This window comes from uncultured Fretibacterium sp. (genome assembly GCF_938040765.1).
Classification (GTDB): Bacteria; Synergistota; Synergistia; order Synergistales; family Aminobacteriaceae; genus CAJPSE01.
The window spans coordinates 1-15,199 of record NZ_CALIAA010000130.1 but is presented as its reverse complement, the minus strand read 5'-3'; the positions used below and the strand labels follow the sequence as shown (position 1 = coordinate 15,199).

The following is a 15,199-nucleotide window of genomic DNA, read 5'->3' as shown; positions in this document are numbered from 1 at the left end:
GGGGCCACAAAACGCAGCATCCTTCCATACCCGAAACGGTCGGACAGCTGAATCCTCACAATGACGGCTCTCCTGGTTGAAGCGGCCTGCGAGGCCCCTTCAACGGAAGTACTCGAACAGATAGCCCAGGGAGATGCCCTCGATCCGGGCCTGGCGGAAGCGGTCGTAGAGGCGCCGCTTTCCCTCCTCGAGCGCGGGGGAACGGATGCCCGTACGGATGGAGACGGAGGCCTCGATGTAGGCGGCCAGTTTGTCGCATATCTCGATGATGTGTCCATCCATGGGATTGTAGCAGTCCCGGTCCAGCTCCCGGGGGATGTCCCCGGCGTACCGCTGCACGGGGTCGATCTGCCCCTCCTGCCAGGTCTTGTTCGTGAACTCCTCCTCCGTGTACCAGCGCAGCTCCCGGTGCCACCCCTCGGGCAGGAGGGGGAAGATGCGCTCCTCCATCGCCTCCCTCTCGTAGCGTCGGATCATCTCGTCAAGCCCCTCGACGGACGCCTTGACGGGGGAGATGATGTCCCGCGTCAGAACCTCGGGAATGTCGTGGAAGAGCCCCCCGAAGAAGTTGTTGTAGAGACGTCTGGGACAGACCCCGACCTCGTGCGAGACCATCCAGGACACGAGAGCGACGAAGAGGAGGTGCCCCAGGACCGAGGTCTGCGGGGTCCGCGGGGTCTGAGCCCAGCGCCTCTGGAAGGTCAGCTGCCCCACCAGCGATATGAACCCCCAGAGCCTGGAGTCCGCGGGGCTCTCCAGGATCTCCCGCGCGGCGGGCAGGTCTATCCGGGAGATCTGCTCGTCGATCTCCCGCCGCGTCTGGTCCACGCCATACATGTCGGCGCTCCAGTGCAGGATGAAGCTAAACTCCCATTTGGTGGCGATGTAATGCGCCGCGCGCAGGATGCTCCGCTCCAGCCCCTCGGGTTCCGCACGGTGATAGGCGCGGAAGCGCCGGGCCACCTCGGGCGAGAAGGCCGTCAGATCGGGCTCCAGCTTCTTGCAGACCCACTCCCCCATCTGCTCGCGCGTGGCGCGGTCCTGCATCAGCTTGTGGAACACGGGAGGACGGATGTCCGTGACGACGACGCGGTACAGGAACTCGAAGATCCCTCCCTCGATCAGGGCGTTCCAGTCCACGGCACGCCCCGCATCCTCCTCGGCCCTGCCCAAGACCCAGGCGGCGACCATCTTGTGGGCCTGCTTGCCCAGCTCAGTGAAGACGGCCGGATGCGGATGGTCGTTCCATCGCTCGATGCTCGCAGCCGCAAAGATATGTTCCAGGAGCGGGCGCGTGATCATGCCCGCGCCTCCGCCCCCGCCTCGTGGATCTGGCGGACGATGCGGGCCGCCAGATAGCCGGCGCTCAGGCCGTTATCGATATTCACGACGCTCACACCCATGGCGCAGGAGTTCAACATGGTCAGCAGCGGCGCGATTCCACCCAGGTTGGCCCCATAGCCCGTGCTGGTGGGCACGGCGACCACCGGGCAGCTCACCAGCCCCGCGACGACCGTCGGAAGGGCCCCCTCCATCCCCGCGACGGCGACGATGGCACGGGCCGACCGCAGTGAGTCCAGGTGGGCCAGCAGACGGTGCAGGCCCGCGACCCCCACGTCGTAGAGACGCATCACGTCGCAGCCCATGTACTCGGCGGTCAGAGCCGCCTCCTCCGCCACGGGCACGTCGCTGCTGCCCGCGGTGACGACGGCGACGCCCCGGCAATGGTCGGACGGCCTGCGCCTCAGCCCGGAGAGACGCGCCACGCCGTGGTGGACGGCATCCGGGAGCTCCGCGGCAATCACGGCGTGCTGCTCGGGCGTGATGCGCGAGAACAGCACGTTCTCGGAGCTCCCCGCAAACGCGCGGGCGATGGTCCGAAGCTGCTCGTCGCTCTTGCCGGGGCAGTAGACGATCTCGGAGAATCCGGTGCGCGCCGGACGGTCCGTGTCCAGCTTCACCTCCTCCCCCAGCCTGCTGAAGGCCCGCCCCGCCGCCGCCCGAAAAGGACCGTCGTCCCCAACCATCCGATCTCGCTCCGCGCCGTTCCGATGCTCATCCATACAGACAACCCCTCGCCGTAAAAACAAAAACGATAAAACTCGGGGCGTCGCCCCGAACCCCACCAAAGGGACTCGTCCCTTTGGAATCCCATTCCGTATAACACGTCCTCATCCCGCGGACGCCCGGCCCGGGTGAAGGGCCCGGTGGGCCTCCCCGACCAGCGTCCCGATATCGACGAAGAGCTCTCGGGGCTCCCGCGTCAGCCAGCAGAGAAACTCCATGTTCCCCTCGGGCCCCAGGATGGGGGACCAGGTCAGCCCCGCGACGAAGAACCGCGTACGCCGTACGATGAAGTCCGTCACCTCGTCCAGGACCGCGGCATGGACCGCGGGGTCCCGCACCACGCCGCCCCGCCCCAGACGCTCGCGGCCCGCCTCGAACTGAGGCTTGACGAGGACCAGGGCCGATCCGTCCGCGGACAGAAACGCGTCGATCGCCGGAAGGATGAGGGTCAGGGAGATGAAGGAGGCGTCGCAGACGGCGAGGCTGACCGGCTCGTCGAAGTCGGCGGAGGTCAGGTTCCGGGCGTTCGTCCGGTCCATGACGGCGACGCGTGGGTCGGAGGCCAGGCGCCAAAGCAGCTGGCCGTACCCGACGTCCACGGCGTAGACCCTCCGCGCGCCACGGTCCAAAAGGACGTCCGTGAACCCCCCGGTGGAGGCGCCGATATCGGCACAGACGCGGCCGTCCGCGTCCAGAGGAAAGACCTCGAAGGCCCTCAGCAGCTTGTGGGCGCCGCGGCTGGCCCAGCGCCGCCCCTCCTCCACCTCCAGACGGCACTCCGGGGACAGGGGGGTCCCAGCCTTGGTCACGACCGCGCCGTCGGCCCGAACCTTCCCGGCCATGATCAGCGCCTGGGCCCGGTTCCGCGTCTCGGCCAGGCCGCGGTCCACCAGCAGCTTGTCCAGGCGTTCCTTTCGGGGCATCCTCTCGGGCCGTACCCTCAGGCCGTGTGGGCCCGCACGGGGAGGACGGACCGGCACTCCGAAAGGATGTTCTCCGCCGTCAGGCCGTAGAGCTCCCTCTGTTCGGGGATCGTCGCGTGCGAGACGCAGACGTCGGGGACCCCGAAGCGCCGCAGGAGCGTCGGGTGCCCGCCCTCCGCGATCCTCGCCGCTACCGCCTCGCCGACCCCGCCGTCAAGATAGTTCTCCTCCGCCACCGCCACCATCGGATAGCGCTTCAGGGCCTCGTCCAGGAACTCCGCGTCCAGCGGCTTGAGCCGCCGGATATCGAACACGGCGGGCTCGGAGAGCCCCGAGGCCCGGGCCCGCTCGTGGACGTCCAGAAGGATGTGAACGGCGACGCCGTGCCCCATGAGGGCCCAGCCCGTGCCGCTGCGGAGCTGCACCGTCCCCAGCGGTTCCCGTCCGGAGAAGAGGTCGTTCCGGATGGGCAGGGAGCCGCGCGGGTAGCGGATGAGGGTGGGGCCGCTCCGGCTCGCGGCGTGGGCCATCATCTGGCGCAGGGAAGCCTCGTCGGAGGGGGCGTACACCTCCAGATTCGGGATGGCGCGGGACCAGGAAACGTCGAGCAGCCCCTGGTGCGTGTCCCCGTCCGATCCCACCAGCCCGGCGCGGTCGACCATGAGGACGACCGGCAGGTCCTGGAGGGCGATGTCGTGGGTCAGCTGGTCCATGGCGCGCTGGAGGAAGGTGGAGTAGATGAAGACCCAGGGCCTCATCCCCCCGGCGGCCATCCCCGCGGCCAGGGTCAGCATGTGGCTCTCGGCGATCCCGACGTCGAAAAAACGATCGGGGAACTCGGAGCGGAAGTGCTCCAGCTTCACGCCCGTCGCCATGGCGGCGGTGAGGCAGACGATGCGCGGATCGGCCTTCGCCAGCTGCTCCGTCACGGAGGACGCGGCCTCGCTCCAGGTCCGCGCCTTGGGGCGCTCCGACTCGGAACGGGGCGACATTTGATGGTACTTCGTGGGGTTCTCCTCGGCCTCGGGCATCCCCCTGCCCTTGACCGTGTTGAAGTGAAGGAGGACGGGACGGTCGTAGCCCTTGGCCAGCTCGAAGATCATCTCGCAGGCCTGGATGTCGTGCCCGTCGAAGGGGCCCCAGTAGTTGATGTCCAGGTCATCGAAGATGTTGGCGGGCTTCACCAGGGCCTTGATCTGGTCGTGGATGCCCTCGAGGCGGCGCTGAAGGGCCTCCCCGGCGGGCAGCGCCCGGCAGCACTCCTTGATGGCCGCCTTGATCCGGTTGTAGGACGTGCTGGCCGAGAGACGCGCCAGCATGGTGGCGAACCCTCCGACGCGGGGGCTGATGGAGTGCTTGTTGTCGTTCAGAACGATGATGAGGCGGGTCTTGGTCTCCTTGACGTGGTTCAGGGCCTCGAAGGCCAGTCCGTTGATGAGCGCGGCGTCGCCGGTGAAGGCCACGACGTGGTGGTCCTGCCCCAGCAGGTCGCGCGCCTTGGCGTAGCCGAGGGCCGCGGAGACGGACGTGCTGCTGTGCCCCGTGTTGAAGTGGTCGCAGGGGCTCTCGGAACGGCGGGGGAAGCCGCAGATCCCGTCCTTGAGGCGGAGCGTGTCGAAGCGGTCCGCCCGGTCCGTGAGGAGCTTGTAGGGGTAGACCTGGTGCCCCACGTCGAAGACGATGCGGTCGTGAAGCGGATCGAACCTCCGCAGCAGCGCCATGGTCAGCTCCACGGCGCCCAGCGAGGAGCCCAGGTGCCCGCCGTTCTCCCTCACCGTCTCGATGATGCGCTCGCGGACCTCCCCGGCCAGGATGGGAAGGTCCCCGGGCGCGATGCGCAGAAGGTCCTCGCGCCGGAACCCCGCAGTCAGAAATTTCATGTCGTTGTGCGTCTCCAAAGTCGTTTTTGCCGCCGGGAAGTCCCCAGGCGGTCCGACGGCATGAGTTCATTATAAGGACGTGCGGATTGAACGAAGGAGGGTACTTTAACGTAAAATACAAAGGGATCGCCCGGACGCGAACGGACTATAATACTAGAGATACGGGGGCACGGGTGGGCCCCGCACTCCGCCGGAAGCCGTTTTTTCGAGAAACATGTTCCTGAAAAATATAGAGATGGAGGGACGGTCATGAATCGGAAGGGCAACGTTTACGTCTCGCGGCTGCTGCCGCATCCGGTCATGGAGAAACTGAAGGAGATCTGCGACTTCAAGGTCAACGCCGAGCCGCGCCCGGCGACGCGGGAGGAGCTGCTCCGGGGGGTGCGCGGACGGGACGCCGTGCTGTGCCTCCTGAACGACCGCATCGACGCGGAGGTCTTCGACGCGGCGGGACCGCAGTGCCGCCTGTTCGCCAACTACGGGGTGGGCTACAACAACATCGACGTTCCCGAGGCGCGAAAACGGGGGGTCTGGGTGACGAACACGCCGGACGTCCTGAACGATGCGACGGCGGACATGGCCTGGGCCCTTCTCTTTGCGGCGGCGCGGCGCGTGGCGGAGGGAGACCGGCTGATGCGCTCCGGGACCTTCAGCTGGCAGCCCGAGTTCATGCTGGGCGCCGACATCACGGGCCGGACCCTGGGCGTGGTCGGCGCGGGACGCATCGGACGGAACTTCGCGCTCAAGAGCCGCGGGTTCGGCATGAAGGTCCTGTACTCGGGGCGCCGCCCCTCCCCGGAGTTCGAGGCGGAGACGGGCGGACGCTTCGCCGCGCTGGACGAGCTTCTGAGGGATTCGGATTTCGTCTCCATTCACGTTCCCCTGACGCCCGAGACGCATCATCTGATCGGGGAGCGCGAACTGGGGCTCATGAAGCCCAGTGCGATCCTGATCAACACGTCGCGCGGACCGGTCGTCGACGAGAAGGCCCTCGCCAGGGCACTGGAGGCCCGCACGATCCGGGGCGCGGGGCTCGACGTGTTCGAGAACGAGCCGAACCCCGAACCGGGGCTGAAGGCTCTGGACAACGTGGTCATGACGCCCCATATCGGCAGCGCCACCGTGGAGACGCGCACCAACATGGGGCTCGTCGTGGTCCGGAACATCGCCGCGGCGCTCGAGGGCAGGGAACCGCCGAACCTGGTGAGGGGCTGACGCCGTCTCGTCCGCATGAACCGGGAAACGCCGTACCATGGGAGCCCGGGCCGGTAAAATATCCGCTAAACATAAAGATCGACAGGCTGAAAGGATTGATGGTTCCAAAATGACGATTCGCAAGAAGCTCTACCTGATGCTCTTCTTCGTCCTGTTCGTGATCGCCGCCATGACGGCCATCACCTATTTCCGGGGCAGATCGGCCATCGTGAACCTGGTGGACGCCGCGGGGATGGATACCGTCAGGGCATCCGCCAAGGCCATCGACGAACGCTTCGACACCGCCTTCTCCGTCCTCGACACCTGTGCCGAGGTCGTGCAGCAGAACTGGGTGCAAAAGGGCGTCGACGAGGAGGGAAGCATCGAGGACTTCCTGAAGGGGCTTTTACAGGTCGGCCGGTCGCACGGGCTCAGGGCGCTTTATTTCGGTCTGGAGTCCACGGGGAGGATGTCGGACGCCAGCGCCTGGCAGGAGCCCGAGGGCTACGATGCCCGAACCCGGGACTGGTACCGGAAGGCCGTCGAGGGCAAGGGCAGGGTCGTGCTCTCCGATCCCTATGTCGACGATGAGGTTCAGGACACGGTCCTCTCGGTGTCGAGGGCCGTTTACGACGACGGCGGCAGGCTGCTGGGCGTCATGGGCGGCGATATCCTTCTGGACGGGCTCCACGATCTCGTGAACCACCTCCAGATCCTCGACAGGGGGTACGGATTCCTTCTGCTGAAGAGCGGTCTGATGCTGTCCGGTCCCCATCCGGAGGACATCATGAAGGTCGACATGACCACCGATCCCCAGATCCCCGAGGCCCTCAGGGAGGCAGCGCAGAGGATGATCCGCGGAGAGACGGGTGCACAGGAGTACGTTTACGGCGGCATGGAGACCAAGGCGTTCTTCACCCCCACCGGGACGGGTTTTTTCCTGGCCGTCGCCTATCCCGCAAGTGAGATCCGGACCCGCGTCAGCTCTCTCACGTTCCTTCTTGTCGTCATCGCCGCCGTGGCCCTCGTCGTCATCGGCCTCGTCATCCTGCTCGTCAACCGCGGCCTGACCCGCAGCGTACGCGGTATCCAGGACTCCACCGAACGCCTGGGCGCCGGAGACCTCACCGTCCGCTACGACGACTCCGGCAGGGACGAGCTGGCCCACGTCGCCCGGAAGCTGAACTCCACCGTCGCCTCCCTGAGGGAGAGCATGACGGACATCCGCTCCGCGGCAAACGACACGGCCCGCCAGTCCGAGACGCTCGCGGCCCTGTCGGAGGAGACGCTCGCCTCCATGGAGGAGGTCTCCGCCTCGATGGAGCGCATCCTGCACATGATGGAGGACAACGCCTCGGCGCTCCAGGCCGCGAACGACTCCATCGAGGAGATCGCATCGGGAGCCCAGGCGTCCGCTCAGGCCGCCACGAACGGGGCCGAGGGGGCGGCACAGGTCACGGAGAAGTCCGAGAGCTCCTTCAGGGAATTGAACGAGGCCCTCGAGAACATCCGAAACGCCGGGGAGGTCTCCGTCCAGAGCATCCGGCGGCTGCGCGGTCTGGAGGAATCCGTGGAGTCCATCGCGGGGTTCGTGTCCACCATCACCTCCATCGCCGACCAGACGAACCTGCTGGCGCTGAACGCGGCGATCGAGGCGGCGCGTGCGGGCGAGGCCGGGCGCGGGTTCGCCGTGGTGGCCGAGGAGGTGCGCAAGCTGGCCGAGGAGTCGGCACGGGCGGCCTCGCAGGTCAACAGCCTCATCACGGAGCTCCAGGAGAGCTCCGGAAGTTCGATCGAGGCGACGGAGAGGACCGGCACGCTGCTGAGCGAGACGACGAAGAAGACCGTCGAGACGCAGAAGAAGCTCGACGACGCGCTCAGGGCTCTGGGCAGGCTGACGGAGTCGATCCAGAGCATAGCGGCGGTGTCGGAGGAACAGGCGGCGTCCAGCTCGGAGATGAGCCATTCCATCCAGCGCGTGGCGGAGACGACGGACCGGACGGTGGCCTCCGGCCAGAGCGTGGGGACCGCTACGAGGGAGACGACGCAGGCGGCGGAGTCGATCGCGGGCGAGGCGCAGCGCATGGCGGAGACGTCCGAGAAGCTCCAGAGCATCGTCGGGCGCTTCGTCCTCGACGCGGGAGGGACGGGCATCCTCCCCGCGAAGGAATAAAGGCGACGATGAAGCAGAACGTGGGCTCGGACCGGGAAATCCTGTTCTTCCTCATCGCGGATACGTGCCCGATCCCGCTCGGGGCTCTCGAAATTCCGGGGGTGCGACCATGGAGTTTCGACAAGAGGGGTTTCAGGAATGGGGAAAGACCAGTTTTCGTATCAGATCTTTTTTGAAAGGGTATTCAACCCCATCGCCCTTTATCATGTCGAGGGCGATGTTCGAAGCGTCCTGAGCGCCGACAGGATCTTTTACGTCGACGTCAACCCGGCCTACGAGCGCGTGATGAGGGTGCGGAAGCGGGACATCGTAGGGCGCAACTTCCTCGACGTGTGGCCGAGGTCCGAGGCATGCTGGCCGAGGATCATCGTCGACTGCATCCGGCTGGGGCACACGGTGCACTGCGAGGGCGAGAGCCGCGACGCCGGCAGCTACCTCGAGGCGATCGCCTTTCCTCTGCCGCGGAGGCGGGCCGCGGTGATCTTCATGGACAAGACGGACTGGAAGCTCTCGAACGACGCGCTCAAGGACAAGCAGGAGGAGCTGCGCGCGCTGGCCGCCCAGCTGACGCTCAGCGAGGAGAACACGCGGCGGGCGATCGCCGCGGACATCCACGACCGCATCGGCTACGAGCTCGTCGCACAGCTCAAGACGCTCCGCAGGCTCATGGAGGACGACCTGGCGCCCTCCGTCCGCAGGGAGATCGAACGCCTGGCGGCGGCGGCGGAACGGCTCATCTCCCAGAGCCGCAGCCTGATCTTCGAGCTGAGCCCGCCCGTCCTCAAGGAGGTGGGGCTCAACCCGGCGCTCGAGGCGCTGGCGAAGTCCCTGCTGGAGCCTCAGGGCATCGAATGGGGCCTGCGCTCCCGCGGCACCATCGGGGAGTTCAATGCCGACGACGCCATCTGCATCATCCTCTACCGCATGACGCGCGAGCTGATGCTCAACGCGATCAAGCACTCCGGGGCAAGCCGGGTCACCATCATCGTCAACCGCGGTCCCGGCAGGATCATGGTCGCCGTCGAGGACGACGGACACGGGTTCGACCCCGCCTTCAGCCTGGAGGACGCCGCGCTCGCCAGGGCCGCCAAGGGCTTCGGGCTCTTCAGCATCCGCGAACGCCTTCAGGCCATCGGCGGCAGCGTCCGGATCGTGTCCGTCCCGGGCGAGGGGGCGACGGTGGCGATGTCCTGCCCCCTGAAGCTGAGGGAGGGGGAGTTCAAATGAGCATCCGCGTACTCCTTGCCGACGATCACGAGCTTTTCCTGGAGGGGCTGAAGGAGCTGATCCTCAAGGCGCCGGGCATCGAGCTGGCAGGGCAGGCCCGGGACGGGCTGGAGGCGCTGGAACAGACGGCCCTGATGGAACCGGACGTCGTCCTGATGGACATGACCATGCCGCGCCTCAACGGGATACAGGCGACCCGACAGATCGCCGAGAAGTTTCCCGGGATCAGGGTGCTGGTCCTGTCCATGCACGGCGACCGCGAGCTCGTCGTGGAGAGCCTCAAGGCGGGAGCCCGAGGCTACATCCTCAAAGAATGCACCTCCGACGAGCTCTACACGGCCATCCGCGCCGTCGTGGCCGGGCAATACTACCTGACCCCATCCGTGCTGCCCGCCTTGATCGAGGACTACCTGCGCCTGCTGCAGGCGGAGGCGAAGTCGTCCGCCTCTCCCCTGTCGGACCGCGAACAGGACGTCCTGAAGCTCCTCGTCAAAGGGCTGAACGCCAAGCAGATCGCCGCGCGGCTCGACATCAGCAAGAACACCGTCGACACGCACCGGCGCCGCATCATGGACAAGGTGGGCTGCAACAGCATGGCCGAGCTGACCCGCTACGCGATCCGCGAGGGGTACCTCGACCTGAGCTGAGGGCGTCCGTTTTTCCCGTCGCAGAGCATCGGGGTCACCGGTTGCAAGAGCTCAAAGGGGCGCCGATCCAAGATCGGCACCACCCTACAGGCCGTAGATTTCCTCCTGCTCTATCACCTCTATCCCGTTTCGGGCAAGGAGCTCCGCCGCCCTCGGGATGCAGTCGTCGGCGACGCGGAAGACCATGTACGCGCCCTGATTTCTGCGCGTGGTGAAGGCATAGCTGTACTCGAGGTTGATCTCGGCGTCCCTCAGTATCTCGAGGATGCGATAGAGCGCCCCCGGCTCGTCGGATACCGCCACCGCGAGCACCGGGGTCACCGCCGAGATGAACCCGGCCTCGGCCAGCACGCGCTGCGCCTTGTCGGGGTCGCTGACGATCGTGCGAAGAACGCCGAAGTCGGCCGCCTCCGCAAGAGAAAGAGCCCGCATGTCGATCCCGCTGCCGCGCAGAAGGTCGACGAACTCCGCCAGCTTGCCCGGCCTGTTCTCCAGAAAGACGGAAATCTGTTTGGCCGTCATTGTCCTTTCCCCCTTCACGATGTTCTCCTCCCTGATCTAATAGAGTTTTCGTCTGTCTATGATGCGCTTTGCCTTGCCCTCGCTGCGCTCGATGCTCTTCGGCGAGACGAGTCGCACCCTCGCGTAGATTCCAAGGAAGCCCCGCAGCGCGTTCACGAGCTTTTTTTCGTGCGCCGATATCTCGCCCAGCGTGTCGCTGAACATCTCCCGGCTCATCTCGACGTTGATCTCGAGCGTGTCGGTGTTGTTGACGCGGTCCACGATGAGCTGGTAGTTCGGCAGGTAGCCGTTGTTGATCAACACCGTTTCGATCTGCGACGGGAACACGTTGACGCCCTTGATGATGAGCATGTCGTCGCTGCGCCCCATCGGCTTCGCCATCCGCACGTGGGTGCGCCCGCAGGGGCATTTTTCATGCGAAAGCATGCAGATGTCGCGCGTCCGATAGCGAATCATCGGGAACGCCTCCTTGTTGAGCGACGTGAAGACCAGCTCGCCCTTCTCGCCGTCCGGCATCGCCTCGCCCGTATCCGGGTCGACGATCTCCGCGATGAACTGGTCCTCGCAGACGTGCATGCCGCGCTGCGCCTCGCATTCATAGCCGACGCCCGGGCCCTCGAGCTCGGTCAGGCCATAGATGTCATAGGCCTTGATGCCGAGCTTCTCCTCGATGTCATGGCGCATCTCCTCGCTCCAGGCCTCCGCTCCGAAGATGCCGGCCTTCAGCTTGATAGTCCCCTTCAGCCCTCTCTCGACGACCGTCTCGCCGAGGTACGCGGCGTAGGACGGAGTGCAGCAGAGGATCGTCGTTCCGAGATCCTGCATGAACTGGATCTGACGGTCGGTCGAGCCGGAGGACATGGGCAGCGTCAGCGAGCCGAGCTTGTGCGCGCCGCCGTGGAGCCCCGCGCCGCCGGTAAAGAGCCCGTAGCCGTAGGAGACCTGCACGACGTCGTCCCTCGTTCCGCCGGCCGCGGCGAGGGCACGCGCGCAGCAGTCCTCCCACGCGTCGATGTCGTGCCGGGTGTAGAACGCGATGACGCGCTTGCCGGTGGTGCCGCTCGTCGAATGGACGCGCACGCACTCGGAGAGCGGACGGCAGAGCAGCCCGTAAGGATAAGCCTCGCGCAGGTCGTCCTTCGAGACGAAGGGCAGCTTATGGAGGTCCTCGACGCCGTTGATGGCGGAGGGATCCACCCCGTGCCTCCTCATCTTTTCCCGGTAGTACCCGGAGTTCTCGTAGGCGTTTCTGACGCTTCTGACGAGACCCTCGCTCTGCCACCTCGAGATCTCCTCGCGCGGAGCGCATTCGACCGCTTTCCTGTAATAGTTCTTTCCCATTGGCACCCTTTCCTTTCAGGAATCCGTTTCGACTCGTTTCGCCCGTCCAAAGGCCGCACGCACAAAAAAACAGGGCTCGCTCGGAAGGCGGACCCTGCTTCAAAGGAATATACGCGGCGCGTGAATTCTAACGATTGCGAATCATGCATCCCCCGCGCAGATCCCCTGAAGAGGATCCGCGCCGGTAAAGGAGAACGCTCCGGCGCGACGACCGTGCGATGAAACCGTATCGAATGCTGCCATAACGTCCCCTCCTTTACGATGAACGCGCCTCGCGCTTGTCAATACAAGGGATTCTAGTGCCTTTTTTCGAAAAAGTCAACCTCACGGCCGACGCCAACCTTCTCTCTTCCTGTCACGTTTTTTACTACCCGCGCCCTAACGTTTTTCGTTATGGCGTTCGATCCCCTCCTTTTCCTATAATGATTTGTACGGATTTCTATCCCAATATCCAAGGAGTGATCACGGCATGAGACTTGAGATTGGAGCCTTCCACGTCAAGGACATCAGGTTCGGCGACAAGACGGGCTACAGCAAGGGTATCCTCACCGTCAACAAAGAGGAGCTCCTGAAGGTCGTGAAGGAGGACGAGCACATCACGACCGCGGACCTCCGCATCGTGCACCCCGGCGACGAGGTCGTGCTCTGCCCCGTCAAGGAGGCGCTCGAGATGCGCTGCAAGGTATCCGGCGGACACGGGATCTTCCCCGGGGTCCTGTCCGAGATGGAGATAGCCGGTTCCGGCCGCACGCACTGCCTGCAGGACTGCTCGCTGATCGTCGTGGGCGAGCACGCCGGCGGATTTCAGGACGGCCTGATCGCCATGGGCGGCCAGTATCAGCACCACACCATCTTCGGGGACATGCCGAACCTCGTCCTGGTCGCGGACACGGACGAGGAGTTCGAGCGCAGGGAGCAGCAGAAGAAGAACCGTGCGCTCCGCTGGGCGGGCATGAGGCTGGCCGAGTACGTCGGCCAGTGCGTCAGGGACCTCGAGCCCGAGAATCTCGAGGTCTACGACCTGCCCGCCATCCCCGACCGCAGCGACGCCGTCAAGGCCCTGCCCGGCGTGCTCTACGTGCTCCAGCCCCAGACCCAGATGGAGGCCATGGGCTACAACACCCTGATCTACGGCTGGGACGGCAACCACATCCTGCCCACCCTGATGCACCCCAACGAGCTGCTCGACGGCTGCGTGGTGTCCGGCAGCTTCATGCCCTCGTCCTCGAAGATCTCGACCTACGAGTTCGCCGTCAACCCGATGCTCAAGAGGCTCTACGCCGAGCACGGCAAGTCGATCAACTTCCTGGGCGTTTTGATGTCCACGCTGAACGTCAAGATGGACGAGAAGGTGCGCTGCGTCAAGATGGCGGGGGAGATCGCGGTCAACCTCGGCGCGAAGGGCGCGGTCGTCGTGGAGGAGGGCTACGGCAACCCCGACGTGGACTACACCGCCATGCTGGTGGAGCTCGAGAGGCTGGGAATCAAGACGGTCGGGCTCTCCGACGAGTGCACGGGCCGCGACGGCGCGTCCCAGCCGCTGGTGTCCATGAACCCCGCCACCGACGCCCTGGTCACCACCGGAAACGTCTCCCAGATGTACACGTTCCCCAGGATGGAGGTCATCGGCGAGCTGGAGGCCCTGGCCCGCGACGGCAACAGCGGAGGCTGGGAGGGCTGCATCAATCCCGACGGCTCCTTCGTCATGGAGAACAACGGGATGTTCTGCGCCAACCACATCAGCGGCTACTCCAGAAGAACCTGCGCCGACTTTTAACCGTTCAGCGAGGAGGGACAGGAAATGAAGGCAATCCACTATATCAACCAGTTCTTCGGTCAGGTCGGCGGCGAGGACGCCGCGGACGCCAAACCGGTCTTCCACGATCAGCTCATCGGCTGTTCCGTGATGCTGAACGGGATGATGCCGGACATCGAGGTCACCAACACGATCACCTGCGGCGACAACTACGTCACCAACCACACCAAGGAGGCTCTGCAGGAGATCCTGGCCTGGCTCGACACCAGGGAGTTCGACATCTTCTTCGCCGGCCCCGCGTTCATGGCCGGGCGCTACGGCGTGGGCTGCGGGCTGGTCTGCAAGGCGGTGGCCGAGAAGTACGGCGTGCCGGTCATCACCTCGATGAACGAGGAGAACCCCGGCGTCGAGGAATACAAGGCCGTCTCCTACATTTTCAAGGGCGGCCGCAAGGCGACCTTCATGAAGGACGACCTCACCCTGATGGCCAAGTTCGCCCAGAAGATCGCCAGGGGCGAGCCCCTGCTGCCCGCGGCGCAGGAGGGCTACTTCCCGCGCGGCGTCCGCGCCGAGATTCCGCAGCCCGACGGCCGCATGGCCGCCGACCGCGTCATCGACATGCTGGTGAAGAAGCTGAACGGAGAGCCCTTCCAGACTGAGCTCGTCATCCCCAAGATGGAGAGGATCCCGCCCGCGGCGCCCGTCGTCGACCTGAGCAAGGCCACCATCGCGCTGGTCTCCTCGAGCGGCGTCGTCCCGGTGGACAACCCCGACCGCATCCAGAGCGCCTCCGCCCAGAAGTGGGGCAAGTACGACATCTCGAAGCTCGACTCCCTGCCCGAGGGCGTGTTCAAGACCATCCACGCCGGCTTCGACCCCGCGGCCATGTGCGCGGTGCCCGACCGCGGCATCCCCGTCGACGCGATGCGCTATTTCGAGAAGCAGGGCAAGATCGGTAAGCTCTACGACTACTACTACGTCACCGTCGGCACGGGCACGACTCAGGCCTTCGCCGCCAAGTTCGGCAGGGAGATAGCCCAGGAGCTGCACAACGCCAAGGTCGACGCCGTGGTCCTCACCTCGACCTGAGGCACCTGCACTCGTTGCGGTGCAACGATGGCAAGGGAAATCGAGCGCACGGGCATCCCGGTGGTCGTGATGTGCAACCTCATCGACGTCGCCAAGACGGTGGGCGCGAACCGCATGGTCCAGACCGTCTCCGTCCCCTATCCCCTCGGGGACCCGGAGCTGAGCAAGGAGGCCGAGTGGCAGCTGCGCACCAGCCGCGTCGGGGCCGCCCTCGACTCCCTCGCGACGCCGGTGGAGGCCCCCACGGTCTTCCCGTCCAAGTTCTAAGGAAACGCTGATTTAATCCCTGACGCCTCCCGGTGGTACCCCAGCTTGCCTGTTTTGAGGAGAGAGCTTGCCGGGGCCGCCGCTATCAGGATAGCGGCGTGGGGGCTTGGGGG

At 65.6% G+C, this 15,199-nt stretch carries 12 protein-coding genes; 6 read left to right on the top strand and 6 right to left on the bottom strand.

The window, feature by feature from the left end:
• Positions 1 to 99: 99 nt before the first annotated feature.
• From Q0176_RS04895 to dxs, 4 genes are all read right to left on the bottom strand, one after another.
• Complete coding sequence (locus tag Q0176_RS04895; RefSeq protein WP_299299797.1) at positions 100 to 1,302, bottom strand: HD domain-containing protein; 1,203 nt, start codon at positions 1,300 to 1,302, stop codon at positions 100 to 102.
• The gene (gene larB, locus Q0176_RS04890) at positions 1,299 to 2,063 is read right to left on the bottom strand and encodes a nickel pincer cofactor biosynthesis protein LarB (RefSeq protein WP_299299795.1); all 765 of its coding nucleotides are present in this window, start codon (positions 2,061 to 2,063) and stop codon (positions 1,299 to 1,301) included. Before larB ends, Q0176_RS04895 begins: the two co-directional genes overlap by 4 nt.
• Positions 2,064 to 2,171: 108 nt before the next feature.
• Complete coding sequence (locus tag Q0176_RS04885) at positions 2,172 to 2,990, bottom strand: TlyA family RNA methyltransferase (RefSeq protein WP_299299793.1); 819 nt, start codon at positions 2,988 to 2,990, stop codon at positions 2,172 to 2,174.
• 17 nt (positions 2,991 to 3,007) lie between these two features.
• The gene (gene dxs / locus Q0176_RS04880) at positions 3,008 to 4,870 is read right to left on the bottom strand and encodes a 1-deoxy-D-xylulose-5-phosphate synthase (RefSeq protein ID WP_299299791.1); all 1,863 of its coding nucleotides are present in this window, start codon (positions 4,868 to 4,870) and stop codon (positions 3,008 to 3,010) included.
• Positions 4,871 to 5,119: 249 nt separating this feature from the next.
• On the opposite strand from dxs, the gene Q0176_RS04875 reads away from it, so the two are divergent.
• The 4 genes from Q0176_RS04875 to Q0176_RS04860 all read left to right on the top strand — a co-directional run bounded on the left by Q0176_RS04875 (position 5,120) and on the right by Q0176_RS04860 (position 10,111).
• Positions 5,120 to 6,085, top strand: coding sequence for a D-glycerate dehydrogenase (locus Q0176_RS04875; protein ID WP_299299789.1), 966 nt, complete (start codon positions 5,120 to 5,122; stop codon positions 6,083 to 6,085).
• A gap of 109 nt (positions 6,086 to 6,194) precedes the next feature.
• A complete protein-coding gene (locus Q0176_RS04870) occupies positions 6,195 to 8,237 on the top strand; it encodes a methyl-accepting chemotaxis protein (RefSeq protein ID WP_299299787.1) in 2,043 nt (680 codons plus the stop codon).
• Between the two features lie 138 nt (positions 8,238 to 8,375).
• Entirely contained in the window at positions 8,376 to 9,464 is a 1,089-nt protein-coding gene (locus Q0176_RS04865) for an ATP-binding protein (RefSeq protein WP_299299785.1), read from the top strand.
• Positions 9,461 to 10,111, top strand: a complete 651-nt coding sequence (locus Q0176_RS04860) for a response regulator transcription factor (RefSeq protein WP_299299783.1) — start codon at positions 9,461 to 9,463, stop codon at positions 10,109 to 10,111. Before Q0176_RS04865 ends, Q0176_RS04860 begins: the two co-directional genes overlap by 4 nt.
• 84 nt (positions 10,112 to 10,195) lie before the next feature.
• Here Q0176_RS04860 and Q0176_RS04855 read toward each other — a convergent pair whose 3' ends face one another.
• Both Q0176_RS04855 and Q0176_RS04850 read right to left on the bottom strand, forming a co-directional pair.
• Entirely contained in the window at positions 10,196 to 10,633 is a 438-nt protein-coding gene (locus Q0176_RS04855; RefSeq protein ID WP_299299781.1) for an acetolactate synthase, read from the bottom strand.
• A 36-nt stretch (positions 10,634 to 10,669) separates the two neighbouring features.
• Positions 10,670 to 11,974 (bottom strand): phenylacetate--CoA ligase family protein, encoded by a 1,305-nt coding sequence (locus tag Q0176_RS04850; protein WP_299299779.1) that lies wholly within the window; start codon positions 11,972 to 11,974, stop codon positions 10,670 to 10,672.
• Positions 11,975 to 12,443: 469 nt separating this feature from the next.
• Between Q0176_RS04850 and Q0176_RS04845 the strand changes: the two genes are divergently transcribed.
• Positions 12,444 to 13,751 (top strand): glycine/sarcosine/betaine reductase component B subunit, encoded by a 1,308-nt coding sequence (locus Q0176_RS04845; protein ID WP_299299777.1) that lies wholly within the window; start codon positions 12,444 to 12,446, stop codon positions 13,749 to 13,751.
• Between the two features lie 24 nt (positions 13,752 to 13,775).
• Positions 13,776 to 15,086, top strand: coding sequence for a glycine/betaine/sarcosine/D-proline family reductase selenoprotein B (locus tag Q0176_RS04840; protein WP_299299775.1), 1,311 nt, complete (start codon positions 13,776 to 13,778; stop codon positions 15,084 to 15,086).
• The last annotated feature ends 113 nt before the right edge of the window (positions 15,087 to 15,199 follow it).